This window comes from Saccharopolyspora erythraea NRRL 2338, from assembly GCF_000062885.1.
In the GTDB taxonomy this organism is placed as follows: Bacteria; Actinomycetota; Actinomycetes; order Mycobacteriales; family Pseudonocardiaceae; genus Saccharopolyspora_D; species Saccharopolyspora_D erythraea.
This window is the reverse complement of sequence record NC_009142.1, coordinates 897799-911770: the sequence shown is the minus strand read 5'-3', so window position 1 is coordinate 911770 and position 13972 is coordinate 897799. Positions and strand designations below refer to the sequence as shown.

The 13972-nt window shown below is 71.2% G+C and carries 13 protein-coding genes; 4 read left to right on the top strand and 9 right to left on the bottom strand.

Translation table 11 applies throughout. The features are described 5' to 3' along the window. Positions 1–43 precede the first annotated feature (43 nt). On the top strand, positions 44–1015 hold the full coding sequence (locus SACE_RS04020) for a ribose-phosphate diphosphokinase (protein ID WP_011873172.1): 972 nt from the start codon (positions 44–46) through the stop codon (positions 1013–1015). Positions 1016–1177: 162 nt separating this feature from the next. On the opposite strand, the gene SACE_RS04015 is transcribed toward SACE_RS04020, so the two are convergent. The 3 genes from SACE_RS04015 to SACE_RS04005 all read right to left on the bottom strand — a co-directional run bounded on the left by SACE_RS04015 (position 1178) and on the right by SACE_RS04005 (position 3999). Continuing rightward, positions 1178–1786 (bottom strand): malonic semialdehyde reductase, encoded by a 609-nt coding sequence (locus tag SACE_RS04015; protein WP_009944254.1) that lies wholly within the window; start codon positions 1784–1786, stop codon positions 1178–1180. 96 nt (positions 1787–1882) lie between these two features. Continuing rightward, a complete protein-coding gene (locus SACE_RS04010) occupies positions 1883–3196 on the bottom strand; it encodes an Nramp family divalent metal transporter (protein ID WP_009944256.1) in 1314 nt (437 codons plus the stop codon). Between the two features lie 170 nt (positions 3197–3366). Next, positions 3367–3999 (bottom strand): NAD(P)-dependent oxidoreductase, encoded by a 633-nt coding sequence (locus tag SACE_RS04005; RefSeq protein WP_009944258.1) that lies wholly within the window; start codon positions 3997–3999, stop codon positions 3367–3369. A gap of 77 nt (positions 4000–4076) precedes the next feature. On the opposite strand from SACE_RS04005, the gene SACE_RS04000 reads away from it, so the two are divergent. The 3 genes from SACE_RS04000 (at position 4077) to pth (ending at position 6133) form a co-directional block, all read left to right on the top strand. After that, entirely contained in the window at positions 4077–4478 is a 402-nt protein-coding gene (locus SACE_RS04000; RefSeq protein ID WP_009944259.1) for a winged helix-turn-helix transcriptional regulator, read from the top strand. Between the two features lie 366 nt (positions 4479–4844). Then, positions 4845–5471 carry a 50S ribosomal protein L25/general stress protein Ctc gene (locus SACE_RS03995; RefSeq protein ID WP_009944260.1) on the top strand — a complete coding sequence of 209 codons (627 nt, stop codon included), beginning with the start codon at positions 4845–4847 and terminating at the stop codon, positions 5469–5471. 86 nt (positions 5472–5557) lie between these two features. Then, positions 5558–6133, top strand: a complete 576-nt coding sequence (gene pth / locus SACE_RS03990; RefSeq protein WP_009944261.1) for an aminoacyl-tRNA hydrolase — start codon at positions 5558–5560, stop codon at positions 6131–6133. A 263-nt stretch (positions 6134–6396) separates the two neighbouring features. On the opposite strand, the gene SACE_RS03985 is transcribed toward pth, so the two are convergent. From SACE_RS03985 to SACE_RS03960, 6 genes are all read right to left on the bottom strand, one after another. After that, positions 6397–8046, bottom strand: a complete 1650-nt coding sequence (locus SACE_RS03985) for a fatty acyl-AMP ligase (RefSeq protein WP_029621456.1) — start codon at positions 8044–8046, stop codon at positions 6397–6399. A gap of 103 nt (positions 8047–8149) precedes the next feature. Then, a complete protein-coding gene (locus tag SACE_RS03980) occupies positions 8150–9940 on the bottom strand; it encodes an ABC-F family ATP-binding cassette domain-containing protein (RefSeq protein WP_009944263.1) in 1791 nt (596 codons plus the stop codon). Positions 9941–10198: 258 nt separating this feature from the next. Then, positions 10199–11155, bottom strand: coding sequence for a 4-(cytidine 5'-diphospho)-2-C-methyl-D-erythritol kinase (locus tag SACE_RS03975; protein WP_009944264.1), 957 nt, complete (start codon positions 11153–11155; stop codon positions 10199–10201). Positions 11156–11288: 133 nt separating this feature from the next. After that, positions 11289–12095 (bottom strand): MetQ/NlpA family ABC transporter substrate-binding protein, encoded by an 807-nt coding sequence (locus SACE_RS03970; RefSeq protein WP_011873171.1) that lies wholly within the window; start codon positions 12093–12095, stop codon positions 11289–11291. A 64-nt stretch (positions 12096–12159) separates the two neighbouring features. Beyond that, positions 12160–12846, bottom strand: coding sequence for a methionine ABC transporter permease (locus tag SACE_RS03965; protein ID WP_011873170.1), 687 nt, complete (start codon positions 12844–12846; stop codon positions 12160–12162). Next, positions 12843–13862, bottom strand: coding sequence for a methionine ABC transporter ATP-binding protein (locus SACE_RS03960; RefSeq protein WP_009944267.1), 1020 nt, complete (start codon positions 13860–13862; stop codon positions 12843–12845). The genes SACE_RS03965 and SACE_RS03960 overlap by 4 nt, the downstream gene beginning before the upstream one ends. Positions 13863–13972: the final 110 nt, after the last annotated feature.

Sequence of the window (13972 nt, the reverse complement as noted above, 5' to 3'; positions counted from 1 at the left end):
CAACGCCGGGAGTCAACGGGGAGGGACGATGACCGTGAGTGCCATGTCTGCGACCCCGAAGAAGAGCCTCAAGCTCTTCTCCGGGAGCAGTCACCCGGAACTTGCCGAGGAGGTGGCCAAGCAGCTCGACGTAACGGTCACGCCCCAGGCCGCGTACAAGTTCGCCAACGGCGAGATCTTCGTCCGTTACGACGAGTCGGTGCGCGGCTGTGACGCGTTCGTCATCCAGTCGCACTGCAACCCGCTCAACGACGCCATCATGGAGCAGCTGATCATGGTGGACGCGCTCAAGCGCGCCAGCGCCAAGCGCATCACCGTGGTCATGCCGTTCTACGGCTACGCCCGCCAGGACAAGAAGCACAAGGGCCGCGAGCCGATCTCGGCGCGGCTGATGGCCGACCTGTTCAAGACCGCGGGCGCGGACCGGATCATGGCGGTGGACCTGCACACCGACCAGATCCAGGGCTTCTTCGACGGGCCGGTGGACCACCTGTTCGCGCAGAAGATGCTGGCCAGCTACGTGCGCGACACCTACCACGACCAGAACATCACCGTGGTCTCGCCGGACTCCGGCCGGGTTCGGGTCGCCGAGAAGTGGGCCGACGACCTCGGCGGCACGCCGCTGGCGTTCATCCACAAGACCCGCGACCCCAGCAAGCCCAACCAGGTCGTGGCCAACCGCGTCGTGGGTGACGTCGAGGGCAGGCTGTGCGTGCTGGTCGACGACATGATCGACACCGGCGGCACCATCACCAAGGCCACCGAGCAGCTGCTCGCGGCGGGCGCGCAGGACGTCATCATCGCCTCCACCCACGCGGTGCTGTCGGGCCCGGCGGTCGAGCGGCTGTCCTCGTGCGGCGCCAAGGAGGTCGTGCTGACCAACACGCTCCCCATCCCCGAGGAGCGGCGCTTCGACACGCTGACGGTGCTCTCGATCGCCCCGCTGGTCGCCGAGGCGATCCACCAGGTCTTCGAGGACGGCTCGGTCACCAGCCTCTTCGACGGCAAGGCCTGATCAGGCGCAACCGCAGCGAAAGGCCCCGGTCCACTCGGACCGGGGCCTTTCGCACTTGCGGTGCGTCCCCGCTCGGAGACTGTCTTTCGTCTTCGAAGCGGCGCAGCCGCTCGGCTCATCCTCGCGACCCGCACCGCCGCAAGATGAGTTCGAAGGCAGACCTCAGACGGTCGTGACGACCTCGTCGTAGTCCAGGCGCGGGAGCCGCTCGAACCAGGCGTCGGGCCCCGGCTTGCCGAGGTTGACCGCGACCAGGGCCTGCTGGCCCTCGGGGAAGAACTCCTTGGTCACCGCGTCGGCGTCGAACCCGGTCATCGGGCCCGCGGCCAGCCCGGCGGCGCGCACGCCGACGATGAAGTAGCCGATCTGCAGGCTCGCGTTCAGCAGCGCGTGCCTGGTGCGGAAGTCGTCGTCGGTCCAGACGTCCCGGGCCCCCGGGAAGTGCGGGAAAAGCCGGGGCAGCTTCTCGTGGAACTCGGTGTCGGTGCCCAGCAGCGCGACCAGCGGCGCCTTGCCGGTCTTGTCGCGGTTGCCCTCGCCCATCAGCGGCAGCAGCCGCTGCTTGGCCTCGTCCGAGCGAACCAGCACGACCCGCAACGGCTGCTGGTTCATCGAGGTCGGGCCCCACTTGACCAGGTCGTAGATGGCGCGGACCTGCTCGTCGGTGACGGGCTCGTCGCTGAAGGTGTTGGCGGTGCGGGCCTCGCGGAACAGCAGGTCCTGGACGTGCTGCTCGATCTCCAGGGCGGGGGCCTGATCGGTTGCCGTCATGGGCGTCCTCCTCGGGGGGGTGACAACGGGAGTCCCCGGGCGCAACGCTTTCTTGAGGCTTCAAATTTCTTGGCGGACCCTGGAGTGTCCCAACTCTCACTCGAACATGCCGATCATCTCGTTCGCCGCCACGCCGACGAACAGCCCCAGGCACAGCACGAGCATCGTGTTGGACAGCCACCGCGACCGGTGCGGCGCGGGCATGTGCGACTTCGAGTTGAGCAGGAAGAGCAGGGTGCCCGCCAGGAACGGCATGAACAGCGCGCCGAGCACACCGTAGATGATCGTGAGCTGGAACGGCTTGCCGAGGAACAGCAGCAGCATCGGCGGGAAGGTCAGCCACAGCAGGTAGATCCGGTACGGCGTGCTGTGCATGCCGGCCTTGTGGTCGTAGGTCTCGGCGGTCTCCTCCGGCGCCTCCTTCGGCATCCGCCAGGTCCGCCACCAGTCGGCGAACAGCAGGCTGACGCCGTTCCACACCCCGATCACCGAGGTGAACGCGACGGCGAAGAAGCCGACCAGGAACGGGATCCGAGCCCACTGGCCGTAGTCCACCGCCAGCCGCTCGCCGAGCGTGAGCAGTCCCTTGTCGCTCTCGGTCAGCTCCTGGCCGAGCAGGATCTCGGACCCGACCACCAGCATCGCGACCACGAAGATCCCGGTGGTGATGTAGCCGACCGCGTTGTCGGTGCGCATGAACGGGATCCACTTCGGCGACCGCCAGCCCTTGGCGAAGGTCCAGTAGCCGTAGGCGGCCAGCGTGATGGTGCCGCCCACGCCGCCCATCAGGCCGAGCACGTAGGCCACCGAGCCCTCCGGCAGCGTCGGAGCGAGGCCCTTGGTCAGTTCGAGCAGGTTCGGGCCCACCATCAGCGCGGTACCCACGACGGTCACGAACATGACGCCGACCAGCACCGTCATGACCTTCTCGAGCAGGGCGTAGCGGCCGAACCAGACCAGGCCGAGCCCGGCCAGCCCGCACACCACCGCCCAGCCGCCGACCGGCAGGACCGGGAACATCGCGTTCAGCGGCAGCGCCGACGCCGACATCGCGGTCGCGCCGTAGATGAAGCCCCAGACCACGATGTAGACGCCGAAGTAGCCGGTCGCCCACCGGCCGAGCGTGCGCCAGCCCGAGAGCATCGTGCGGTTGGAGCCGAGGTGCCAGCGCCCGACGGCCTCGCCCAGCGCGAGCTTGAACGCGGTGCCCAGCACCACCGCCCAGAACAGCGCGTAGCCGTAGCGGGCACCCGCGACCATGGTCGCGACCAGGTCGCCCGCGCCGACGCCGGTCGCCGCGGCCATCACACCCGGCCCCACCTGCTTGAGGCGCGCCTTCCAGGTCGGTTCCGGGACGCCGTTGCCGGCTTCCGGGACCGCGTTGTCACCAGAGCTCGCGTTGGCAGCCATGCGGGTCAACTTAACCCCGGCGAAGCGCCCATATGCCCCTCGGCGATCAAACCGTGACGAGACCGCGCGTTCGGATGACGCCCGGCCACCTCAGGGCGGGCGGGGCCGTGGGCGGCACCGGGCGAGGTCCTGCTGCCATCGCGCCCCGGCACCGCCCGCAACCCGCAGGCTCAGTACGCCACCGTGAACCGGGAGCGCGAGTGCGCCGCCGACTCCACCTCGTCGACGAAGGCGATCGCGTAGTCGTCACCGCCGATCGCCGAGACGCCTTCCTCGTCGGTCAGCAGCACGTCCCCGCCCGTCCGGTAGCGGCCGGTGCGCTCGCCTGGCGCGTACGAGCCGAAGACCGCCGCGGGACTGAGGTAGAACCAGTCGATCTCCGCGGGCGCCCGGCGGAAGGCTTCCAGCACCTCGGCGTGCGAGCCCGCCTCGTCCTTGAACTCCGCGGGGAACTCCGGGGTGTCGATCAGCCGAGGCCCGTCCTCCGACACGCGCAGGCTGCCCGCACCGCCCACGACACCGATCCGCGCGCCGTGCTTGCTCGCCGCCGCGAACAGCCCCGGCACCGCGTCGAGCAGCTTGCGGCCATCCTCCATCGGGCGGCCGGGGATCGCCACGGCGATCACGTCGGCACCGCTGGTCACATCGAGCACGAAAGCCTCGTCGTGCAGCGAACCGGCGCGAGCGCCGGGCAGCGAACCCACGTTGCGCGCCACCGGGACGACCTCGTGGCCGCGCGCGGTGGCCTCCCGCATGATCCGGCCGCCCGCGAAACCCGTCGCGCCGAACAACACCAGTCGCATCGCTTACCTCCTCCTACCGGGTACGACGCGACGGTATCGATTGGTAACCAGTGACTTCAAAGTGCTATAAGTACCGTGTGGTTACCAAAGACGGGACCGACGGCGCGCCACTGGTCGCCGACGTGATGGATCCGCGCTGCCCGACGCGCGTCGTGCTCGACCGCATCGGCGACCGCTGGACCACGCTGGTCGTGCTCTTCCTGGAGTCCGGGCCGCTGCGGTTCACCGCGCTGCGCAACGCGATCGGCGGCGTCGCGCCCAAGGTCCTCACCCAGACCCTGCGCGCGATGGAGCGCGACGGGTTGCTGACCCGCACCGTCCACGCGCAGGTGCCGCCGCGGGTCGACTACGAGCTCACCGCCCTCGGCAGGTCCCTGCTGGAGCCCATCCACGCCGTCACGGCGTGGGCCGAGCGCCACGTCACCGAAGTCCTCGACGCCCGGGACCGCTACGACGAAACCGCCGCGGCACAGCCCTGATCCGCCGCAGCCCGTTCCGCGACGCGGGTGCGTTCGGACGCTCCCGGGGCATCCGAACGCACCCGGAACCGCTGCGCCGCAGGAAGTTCCCGCGCGGTTACCGTCCGCGTCGCGCAACCCGATGCAGCGCGCTTTCCAAGCGCCTCTTAGACTGTTCGGGTTGCCTCGGCGAGGTCGGGCCGTTCGCCCGGCGTGATCGACGCGGCGGCATGGTGGCCGCCGACCCTTCTGGTCGGCACACCGGTGCCGTTCGCACACCGGGTGCCGCATCCGGCACCGCGTCGTCCCACGCCGCGTAGCGCGCCCCGCCGCCGCAGGCCAGCGACCCATCCACGTCCCGCCCGACGTAACGAGGAGTGCACCACCGTGTCCGAGGTCCGTCTCACCGTCGAACCGCGCACCGAGTTCGGAAAGGGTGCCGCCCGCCGCACCCGCCGCGCCGGCAAGGTCCCCGCCGTCCTGTACGGCCACGGCTCCGACCCCAAGCACCTGTCCCTGCCCGCCGTCGAGTTCGCGCGTGCCATCCGTGAGAACGGGCACAACGCGGTCCTCACCCTCGACGTGGCAGGCTCCAACAGCGAGCTCGCGCTCACCAAGACCATCACCACCCACCCGATCAAGAACTACATCGAGCACGTCGACCTGCTGCTCGTCCAGCGCGGCGAGAAGGTCACCGTGAACGTGCCGGTCGTGCTCACCGGCGAGGCCGGCCCGGGCACCCTGGTCACCCACGAGGTCACCGAGCTCTCGGTCGAGGCCGAGGCCCTGCACATCCCGGAGCAGTTCGAGATCTCGATCGAGGGCGCCGAGGTCGGCACCCAGATCACCGCCTCGGAGATCGTGCTGCCGCGCGGTGTCGTGCTGCAGACCGACGAGGAACTGCTGATCGTCAACGTCACCGAGGCCCCCTCCGAGGCGGAGATGGCCCCGGAGCTGGCTGAGGAGGAGGCCGCCGAGGGCGAGACCACCGAAGCCGCGTCCGAAGAGGGCTGACCCCCTGACGCCGGGCGGGCGGCGCGCCGCACCAGCGGCGCGCCGTGCCCCTTCCGGCCGAACCTCCCCAGGAGAGACGTCGTCTCGTGAGCACACCCGAACCGCTTGCGCTGATCGTCGGGCTCGGCAACCCCGGCCCCCGCTACGAGGGCAACCGGCACAACATCGGCTTCCTCGTCGCCGATGAGCTCGCCGCGCGTGTCGGCGGCAAGTTCAAGGCGCACAAGAGCGGCGCCGAGATCGTCGAGGGACGGCTCGGCGGTGTCCGCGCCGTGCTCGCGAAACCGCGCTCGTTCATGAACCTCTCCGGCGGCCCGGTCGCCGGTGCGGCGAAGTTCTACAAGGTCCAGCCCGGGTCGCTGATCGTGATCCACGACGAGCTCGACCTGCCCTACGGCACGGTGCGGCTCAAGCGCGGTGGTGGCGAGAACGGCCACAACGGGCTGCGCTCGATCAGCAAGTCCCTCGGCACCAAGGACTACCTGCGGGTGCGGTTCGGCATCGACCGCCCGCCGGGCCGGATGGATCCGGCCGACTACGTCCTCAAGGACTTCTCCGGCGCCGAGCGCAAGGAGCTCGCGTACTTCGTCGACCTCTGCGCCGACGCCGTCGAGTCCCTCGCCAAGGAGGGGCTGGAAGCCGCGCAGAACCGCTTCCACTGAGGCCGGTCGCTTCCGAGAGCGTGGTTTCCCGGCCGCCGCCAGGCCGCCGGTGCCGCTTTCAGTGCCTGGCTTTGGTCTTTGAAGCGGCGTAGCCGCTTGGCTCACCCTCACAACCGGCACCGCCGCGGGTTCTCAGGCGTCCTCTGGCGAGGACAGCTTTTTCGCGGCGTATGGCTCTATACGTGAGAAAAAGATTCCGGAGCCAGAGGACGCCTGGGTTCCGCCACCGGCACCACCAAAGCAAGGTGAGTCGAAGACAGGACTCAGTCCGCGGGCACCAGTTCCGCGGTGGCGGCCCGCCTGAGCTTGCCCGACGGGGTCTTGGGCAGGGTCCCCGGCCTGAGCACCACCACCGCCGACGGCCGCACGCCCACGGCGTCCACGACCCGCGCCGCGACCTCCTTGCGCAGCGCCTTCACCGCCGCTTCGTCGTCGGCGAGCTTGGACTCCAGGACGACCGCGAACCGCTCCCGCCTGGTCCCGGCCTCCTGCCGGACCGCGGCGGCGTTGCCCGGGCGGACCCCGTCGACCTCGCAGGCCGCGCGCTCGATGTCCACCGGGTAGATGTTGCGCCCGCCCATGATGATCACGTCCTTGCGGCGGCCGCAGATCACCACCTGCCCGTCGACCAGGTAGCCCTCGTCCCCGGTGTCCAGCCAGCCCTGCTCGTCCTGGGTCGCCAGCGGCCCGTCCACGGTCAGGTAGCCGGGGGTCACCGCATCGCCGCGGATGCGCAGCCTGCCGACCTCGCGTTCGCCGAGCCGCTTCCCGGCGTCGTCGACGACGTCGACCTCCAGTCCCGGCAGCGGCCTGCCCAGCAGGGCGAACCGCCGCGCCCGCTCCTCCCCGGCGTCCACCGGCACCGCGCGGCGCTGCTCCTCCAGGGCGCCTGCGTCGATCGTGTCGACCTCGATGCCGCACCCGAGCGGCGCGAACGACACCGCCAGCGTCGACTCCGCCATCCCGAACGCGCACACCATGCAGTCGGGGTCGAGCCCGAACCGGGCACCCGCGTCGGTGAACGCGCGGGCGGCGGCCGGGTCGATCGGCTCCGCGCCGTTGAGCGTGAAGCGCAGCGTGGACAGGTCGAACTGGCCCTCGTCGGCGCGTTCCATCCGGCGGCCGACCACGGCGTAGGCGAAGTTCGGCGCGGCCGTCACCGTCCCGCGGTGGCGGCTGATCAGCTCCGGCCACAGCAGCGGGCGGGCCAGGAAGTCGGCCGGGGTGACCTTGACGGCCTCCATGCCGATCGCCATCGGCACGGTCAGGCAGCCGACCATCCCCATGTCGTGGAACAGCGGCAGCCACGACACCGCGACGTCGCGCTCGGCGTCGAGCTCGGCGGCGGTGACCATGCCCCGCATGTTGGAGTGGAGGTTGCCGTGGGTGATCCGCACGGCCTTCGGGTCGGCGGTCGACCCGCTGGTGAGCTGGAGCAGCGCGGTCGCATCCTCGCCGACCTCCACCGGGCCGGCCGGCGGCTCGCCGTCGAGCTCGGCGAGCAGGCGGTGCTCGATGGCGTTCTCGCTCAACAGCCCGGAAAGCTGGTCGAAGGGAGGACCGAGCAGGACCAGCCGCGCCCCGATCATGCTCAGCACGCGCAGCGTGTCCTGGGCCCAGTGCCCGAGGTCGGTGCGCGGAGTCGGCTGGTGCAGCATCGTCACGCTGCCCCCGCTGAGCCAGACACCCTGCACGGCGGGCGCGATCAGGCCCGGGTCGGCGGCCAGGATCGCCACCGCGTCCCCCGGGCGGACGTCGTCGCGCAACGCTCCGGCCATCCGCAGGGCGACCGAGTGCACCTCGGCCCACGTCCGGCGCCTGGGGGCGTCCGGCTCTCCCGTCGTGAGCCCGCGAGCACCGTCTCCGGCGTTGGCGCGGGCGGACGCGACCACTTCGTCAACGAACCGACTCACGCTGGCAGCTTACGTCGGTGGTTGATCTGCGGACAGTCTCGATCGGGTCGCAGTCGGTTGTGGACGGTGCGGGCGGCCGAAGGCGCACCGGCCGGCCGGTGGTTCAGCCGAGCTGGTCGGCCAGCTCCATCCAGCGCGTCTCGATGTCGTCCTTCTCCTGCTCCAGGGCACGCAGGTCGGCGTTGAGCGACTGCAGCCGGTCCGGCTCGGTCGCGGCCTCGGCGAGCTTCTCGTGCAGCTCCGACTCGCGCTTGCCCAGCTTGTCGAGCTGCCGCTCCAGCCTGCCGAGCTCCTTGCGCGCCGCGCGCTCCTCCGCGCCGGTGAGCCCGGCGGCCCTGGTGGCCTCCGCGGCGTCCCCGGCCTGCTTGCCGACGCTCTCCTCGGCCGACGCCAGCAGCGACCGCCTGCGCTCCAGGTACTCCTCGATGCCGCCGGGCAGGTGCGTCAGCCGCCCGTCGCCGAACAGCGCGTGGACGCTGTCGCAGACCCGCTCGACCAGGTACCGGTCGTGGGAGACCACGACGAGCGTGCCGGGCCAGGTGTCGAGCAGGTCCTCCAGCTGCTGCAGGGTGTCGATGTCGAGGTCGTTGGTGGGCTCGTCCAGCACCAGGACGTTGGGCTCGGCCATGAGCAACCGGGCGAGCTGGAGCCTGCGGCGCTCACCGCCGGAGAGGTCCGAAACCGGCGTCCACTGCCTGCCCTTGCCGAACCCGAAGCGCTCCCCGAGCTGCGAGGCCGTCAGCTCGTACTTGCCCAGCGTCACCCGCTCGGCGACGTCCTCGATCGCCTCCAGCACGCGCCAGTCCCCCGGCAGGTCGTGCAGCTCCTGCGTCAGGTGCGCCAGCCGGACCGTCTTGCCCTCGATCCGCCTGCCCGCGTCCGGCTCGCGCTCACCGGCGAGCAGCCGCAGGAGCGTGGTCTTGCCGGAGCCGTTCACCCCGACCAGCCCGATCCGGTCGCCGGGGCCGATCAGCCAGGTCAGGTCCTCCAGCAGCACCCGGTCGGCGATCCGCAGGTCGACGTTCTCCAGCTCCAGCACCGTCTTGCCGAGCCGGCGCTTGGCGAAGGACACCAGCTCCACCGTGTCGCGCGGCGGCGGCACGTCGGCGATCAGCGCCTCGGCCGCCTCGACGCGGAAGCGCGGCTTGGAGGTGCGGGCCTTCGCGCCGCGCTGCAGCCACGCGAGCTCCTTGCGGGCGAGGTTCTGGCGCTTCTCCTCGGCCTGCTGCGCCAGCCGGGCGCGCTCGGCGCGGGCGAAGACCCAGTCGGCGTAGCCGCCCTCGTACTGCTCCACCCGGCCCTGCACGACCTCCCAGGTCCGGTTGCAGACGGTGTCGAGGAACCAGCGGTCGTGGGTGACGATCACCAGCGCGCAACGCCGCTGCAGGAGGTGGTCGGCCAGCCAGCGCACGCCCTCGACGTCGAGGTGGTTGGTCGGCTCGTCCAGCACCAGCAGGTCCAGTTCGCGCACCAGCGCGGCCGCCAGCGCGACCCGGCGGCGCTCCCCACCCGAGAAGTCGGCGACCGGCGTGTCCAGGCCCAGGCTCGTCATGCCCAGCCCCGTGAGCACGGACCGCACCTTGGCGTCGGCGGCCCACTCGTGCTCGGCGGTGAAGCCGTGCGGGTCGAGCACGGCGTTGCGGACCGTGGAACCCTCCGGCAGCTCGGTGCGCTGGGTGACCACGGCCATCCGCAGGTCGCGGGAGTGGCTGACCCGGCCCGAGTCGGGCTCCACGCTGCCCGAGAGGACCTCCAGCAGCGTCGTCTTGCCACCGCCGTTGAGCCCGACGACCCCGATGCGGTCGGAGGCCCCGACCCCCAGCGACACCTCGTCCAGCAGCGGACGCACGCCGTAGCTCTTGCTCACCGATTCGAGGTTGATCAGGTTCACCATCGGGTGTTCGTTACTCCATTGGCGGTCGTGTTGCCGGGCACGGGACATACCCATCCTCGCGTCAGCAGGGTGGAACGGTGCGGCTGGGGTGTGTCCTACGGCTGGAGGTTCCTGATGGGCACGGTTTTCGGCTGCGGGCTTTGTCCGGCCTGGGTCACTCCCGCTGTTGCGATCCGGGAACTGTCATCCGTCCTCTGGACGGATGGCGCTTCGCGCCTTCGAAGGCCCCATCAGGGGCCTTCGACCCATCGGGGGCCTTCAGGCATGTACCTGAGGCGGGGTCGGGCGGTCGGCTCGGTCGTCGGTGACCAGGCGGGCGCCGGGGACCGGGCCCTGGGCGACGCGGACCGTGCGGCAGACGCCCGCGCCGGAGAGCTCCGCCGCCACGCGCACCGCCGCGTCCGCGTCGGTGCACAGGAAGGCGCAGGTGGGCCCCGAGCCGGACACGATGCCCGCGAGGGCGCCCGCCTGCACACCCGCGCGCAGGGTCCGGCGCAGGCCCGGCCGCAGCGATACCGCCGCCGCCTGCAGGTCGTTGCCGAGCAGCAGCGCGAGCTGCCTGGGATCGCCGGAGGCCAGCGCCTCCAGCACCGGCTCCACCTCGCCCACCCGGTTGGGCCGGGACTCCTCGCGCAGCCGGTCCAGCTCGCTGAACACCCCGGGCGTCTCCAGGCCGCGCCGGTCCAGCGCGATCACCCAGTGGAAGGTGTGCCGGGCCAGCACCGGGATGAGCTGCTCACCGCGCCCGGTGCCCAGCGCGGTACCGCCCTGGAGGGCGAACGGGACGTCGCTGCCGATGTCCGCGGCGATCCCGGCGAGCTCGTCGCGCCCCATCTCCAGCCGCCACAGGTGGTTCAGCGCCAGCAGCGCCGCCGCCGCGTCCGCGCTGCCACCGGCCATGCCGCCGGCGACCGGGATGCCCTTGTTGATCGAGACCCGCACCCCCGGTTCGTCAGGGTCGCGGCCGCAGCGCTCGGCAAGTGCCCGCACGGCCTTCCACGCGAGGTTGCTGGGGCCGGTGGGCACCGAGTCGGCGCCCTCGCCGCGCACCTCGATGCCGGGCTCGTCGGCGATGTGCACGGTGACCTCGTCGGTCATCGACAGCGCCTGGAAGACCGTGACCAGCTCGTGGTAGCCGTCCTCGCGGGTGTCGCCGACCGACAGGTGCAGGTTCACCTTGGCCGGGACTCGGACGGTGATGGGTGTGGGTACCACGGAGAGCACCCTTAAAGCGTACGTGCCCGCGCGAGTCCGCCGCCGGGTTGTCCACGAGCGAAACGCCGACGCCCCGCAGGACGTGCCTGCGGGGCGTCGGGAACCACCGGATCCGGCGGTCGAAGTGCCGCGATCAGGAGGCGGGGACCACGCCCACGCCGCCGTAGGTGCGGTTGATGTGGTCCTTGACCTCGGGCGAGCGCAGGATCTCCGCCAGCTTCTTGATCCGCGGGTCCTGCACCAGCTTCGAGCTGGTCACCAGGCCGTTGGCGTACGGGTTGTCCTGCGCGCTCTCGACCGCGATCGGGTTCTGCAGGTTGGCCTTGAGCGCGTAGTTGCCGTTGACCACCGCGGCCGCGGCGTCGTCGACCGAGCGCGGGAGCTGGTCCGGCGAGAGGTCCTTGAACTGGATGTTCTTCGGGTTCTCCGCGATGGCCGCGTCCAGCCGGGTGCCCACGGCCGCCTCCGGCTTGAGCTTGACCAGGCCGTTGGTCTCCAGCAGCTTCAGGCCGCGGAACTGGTTGGCCGGGTCGTTGGACAGCGTGACGGTGGCGCCGGCGGGCAGCTCCTGCACCGACTTGAACTGCTTGGAGTAGACCGCCAGCGGCTCCAGGTGCACCGGCCCCACCCACACCAGGTCACCGCCGCGCTCGGACTTGTACTGGTCCAGGTACGGGATGTGCTGGAAGTAGTTGGCGTCGATCTCGCCGTTGGCAACCGCCTCGTTCGGGCGGTTGTAGTCGTCGAACTTCTCGATCTCCAGGTCGATCCCGGCCTTGGGGGCCAGCTCCCGGTCGACGTACTCCAGGATCTCCCCGTGCGGCTGCGGGCTCACCGCGACCGAGATCGGGGCGTTCGGGTCCTCCGCGGCGTTGGATCCCCCGCACGCGGCCAGCGCGAAGGCGGACACCGCCACCACGGCGGCAAGACGAACACGCATCGGTTGGTGTCCTTTCTGGACTTTCAGCTCGGGCGGCGGCCCGGTGGTCGACCGGGCCGCCCGCTCACGAGAGGTTCGCGGAACGGCGCCGGTCGACGACCTTCGCCGCGATGTCGGTGATCAGCTGCATCGCGAAGGCGAGCACGCCGAGGACGACCACGGAGCCGTACAGGATCCGGTCGTCGTAGCCCTGATAGCCGTCCTGGATGGCGGTGGTGCCCAGGCCGCCGCCGCCGATGGCGCCTGCCATCGCCGCGTAGCCGATCAGCGCCACCGCCGTGACGCCGACCGCGCCGACCAGCGCCGCCCGCGCCTCGCCGAGCAGCACCGTCCACACGATGCGCAGCCTGCTCGACCCGGTGGTGATCGCGGCCTCCACGACGGTGAAGCTCACCTCGCGGATCGCGTTCTGGGTCAGCCGGGCGAAGAACGGCACGGCGCCGATCGTCAGCGGGACGATCACCGCGGTGCTGCCGATCGAGGTGCCGATCAGCAGCCGGGTGAACGAGGCGAGCACGACCAGCAGCACCACGAACGGCACCGAGCGAACCACGTCCACGACCACGCCCAGCACGCGGTAGAGCACGGGTCTCGGGCTCAGCCCGGTGGGCGATGCCAGGTGCAGCAGCACTCCGAGCGGCAGTCCTCCGACCACCGCGAGCAGGGTGGAGACCAGCACCATGTAGAGGGTTTCGCCAGTCGCCTCCCCGAGTAGTTCCAGGACCTCCGGCCAGGGGGTCGCATCACTCACGCAGCAGCTCCGTCAACACAAACCGGCGCACGACGCACGTGCGCATCACGCTCGACCATCCACTTCAGCGCCGACTCCGCGCGCTCACCGCTGAGGCCGACCTTGAACTTGGCCACCGGCGTCTCACCGAGCCTGGTCAGGCCGCCGCCCAGGATGGACAGCTCGACGCCGAACCGGCTGGAGGCCTCGGGCAGCAGGGCGCCCACGGCGGCGAACCCGACCAGGACCACCTCGGCGACCACGTCGTGGCCGTTCTTCGACGGCTTGAGCAGGTCGGCCTGGCCGGTCTCGGGCAGCAGCGTCTCGCCGATCCGGCTGCCGGGCTCGGCGACCAGGTCGAGCACCTTGCCGTGCTCGACCACGCGGCCCTGCTCCAGCACGGCGACGTCGTCGGCGATCCGGCGCACCACGGCCATGTCGTGGGTGACCACCAGGACGGTGACGCCCAGCTCGGAGCGGGCGCGGTCCAGGACCGTCAGCACCGAGTCGGTGGTGCCCGGGTCCAGCGCGGAGGTCGGCTCGTCGGCCAGCAGCACGGAGGGCTTGGCGGCCAGCGCGCGGGCGACCGCGATGCGCTGGCGCTGCCCGCCGGAGAGCTGGTCGGGGTACACCGACGCCTTGTCGGTCAGCCCGACCAGGTCCAGCAGCTCGCCGACGCGGCTGCGGCGCTGCGGCCCGGCCATGCCAGCCGCCTCCAGCGGCAGCGCGACGTTGCCCGCGGCGGTGCGCTGCCGCAGCAGCGAGTCGCCTTGCGGCACAACGCCGATCTGGCGGCGCGCGGCGCGCAGGGCCTTGCCGTCCAGGGCGACCAGGTCGGTGCCGTCGACCCTGATCGCGCCGCTGTCGGGCTTCTCCAGCAGGGCGATGCAACGGGCCAGGGTGGACTTGCCGGCGCCGCTGGGTCCGACCACGCCGCACACGGCGCCCGCCGGCACCTCCATCGACACCCCGTCCAGGGCGACGACGTTGCTCTTGTTGTGCTGGAACGACTTTGTGAGGTTCTCGACTGTGATCACGATCGGCTCCGCATCAGCTCACACCGGCTCCGCGGACCTGCCCCGCGCAGCGCGCGGCGCGGCCTGGCGGCCGGAAGGAAAGAGGGGGTCGGGGAGAGGGACTACGAAGT

Bases quoted from the DNA above. Each gene is read 5' to 3' on its own strand.
- SACE_RS04010 (WP_009944256.1), bottom strand. From the start codon at position 3,196: ATGGCTGCCAACGCGAGCTCTGGTGACAACGCGGTCCCGGAAGCCGGC.
- SACE_RS03970 (WP_011873171.1), bottom strand. From the start codon at position 12,095: ATGCGTGTTCGTCTTGCCGCCGTGGTGGCGGTGTCCGCCTTCGCGCTG.
- SACE_RS04020 (WP_011873172.1), top strand. From the start codon at position 44: ATGTCTGCGACCCCGAAGAAGAGCCTCAAGCTCTTCTCCGGGAGCAGT.
- SACE_RS03980 (WP_009944263.1), bottom strand. From the start codon at position 9,940: ATGGTGAACCTGATCAACCTCGAATCGGTGAGCAAGAGCTACGGCGTG.
- SACE_RS04005 (WP_009944258.1), bottom strand. From the start codon at position 3,999: ATGCGACTGGTGTTGTTCGGCGCGACGGGTTTCGCGGGCGGCCGGATC.
- SACE_RS04015 (WP_009944254.1), bottom strand. From the start codon at position 1,786: ATGACGGCAACCGATCAGGCCCCCGCCCTGGAGATCGAGCAGCACGTC.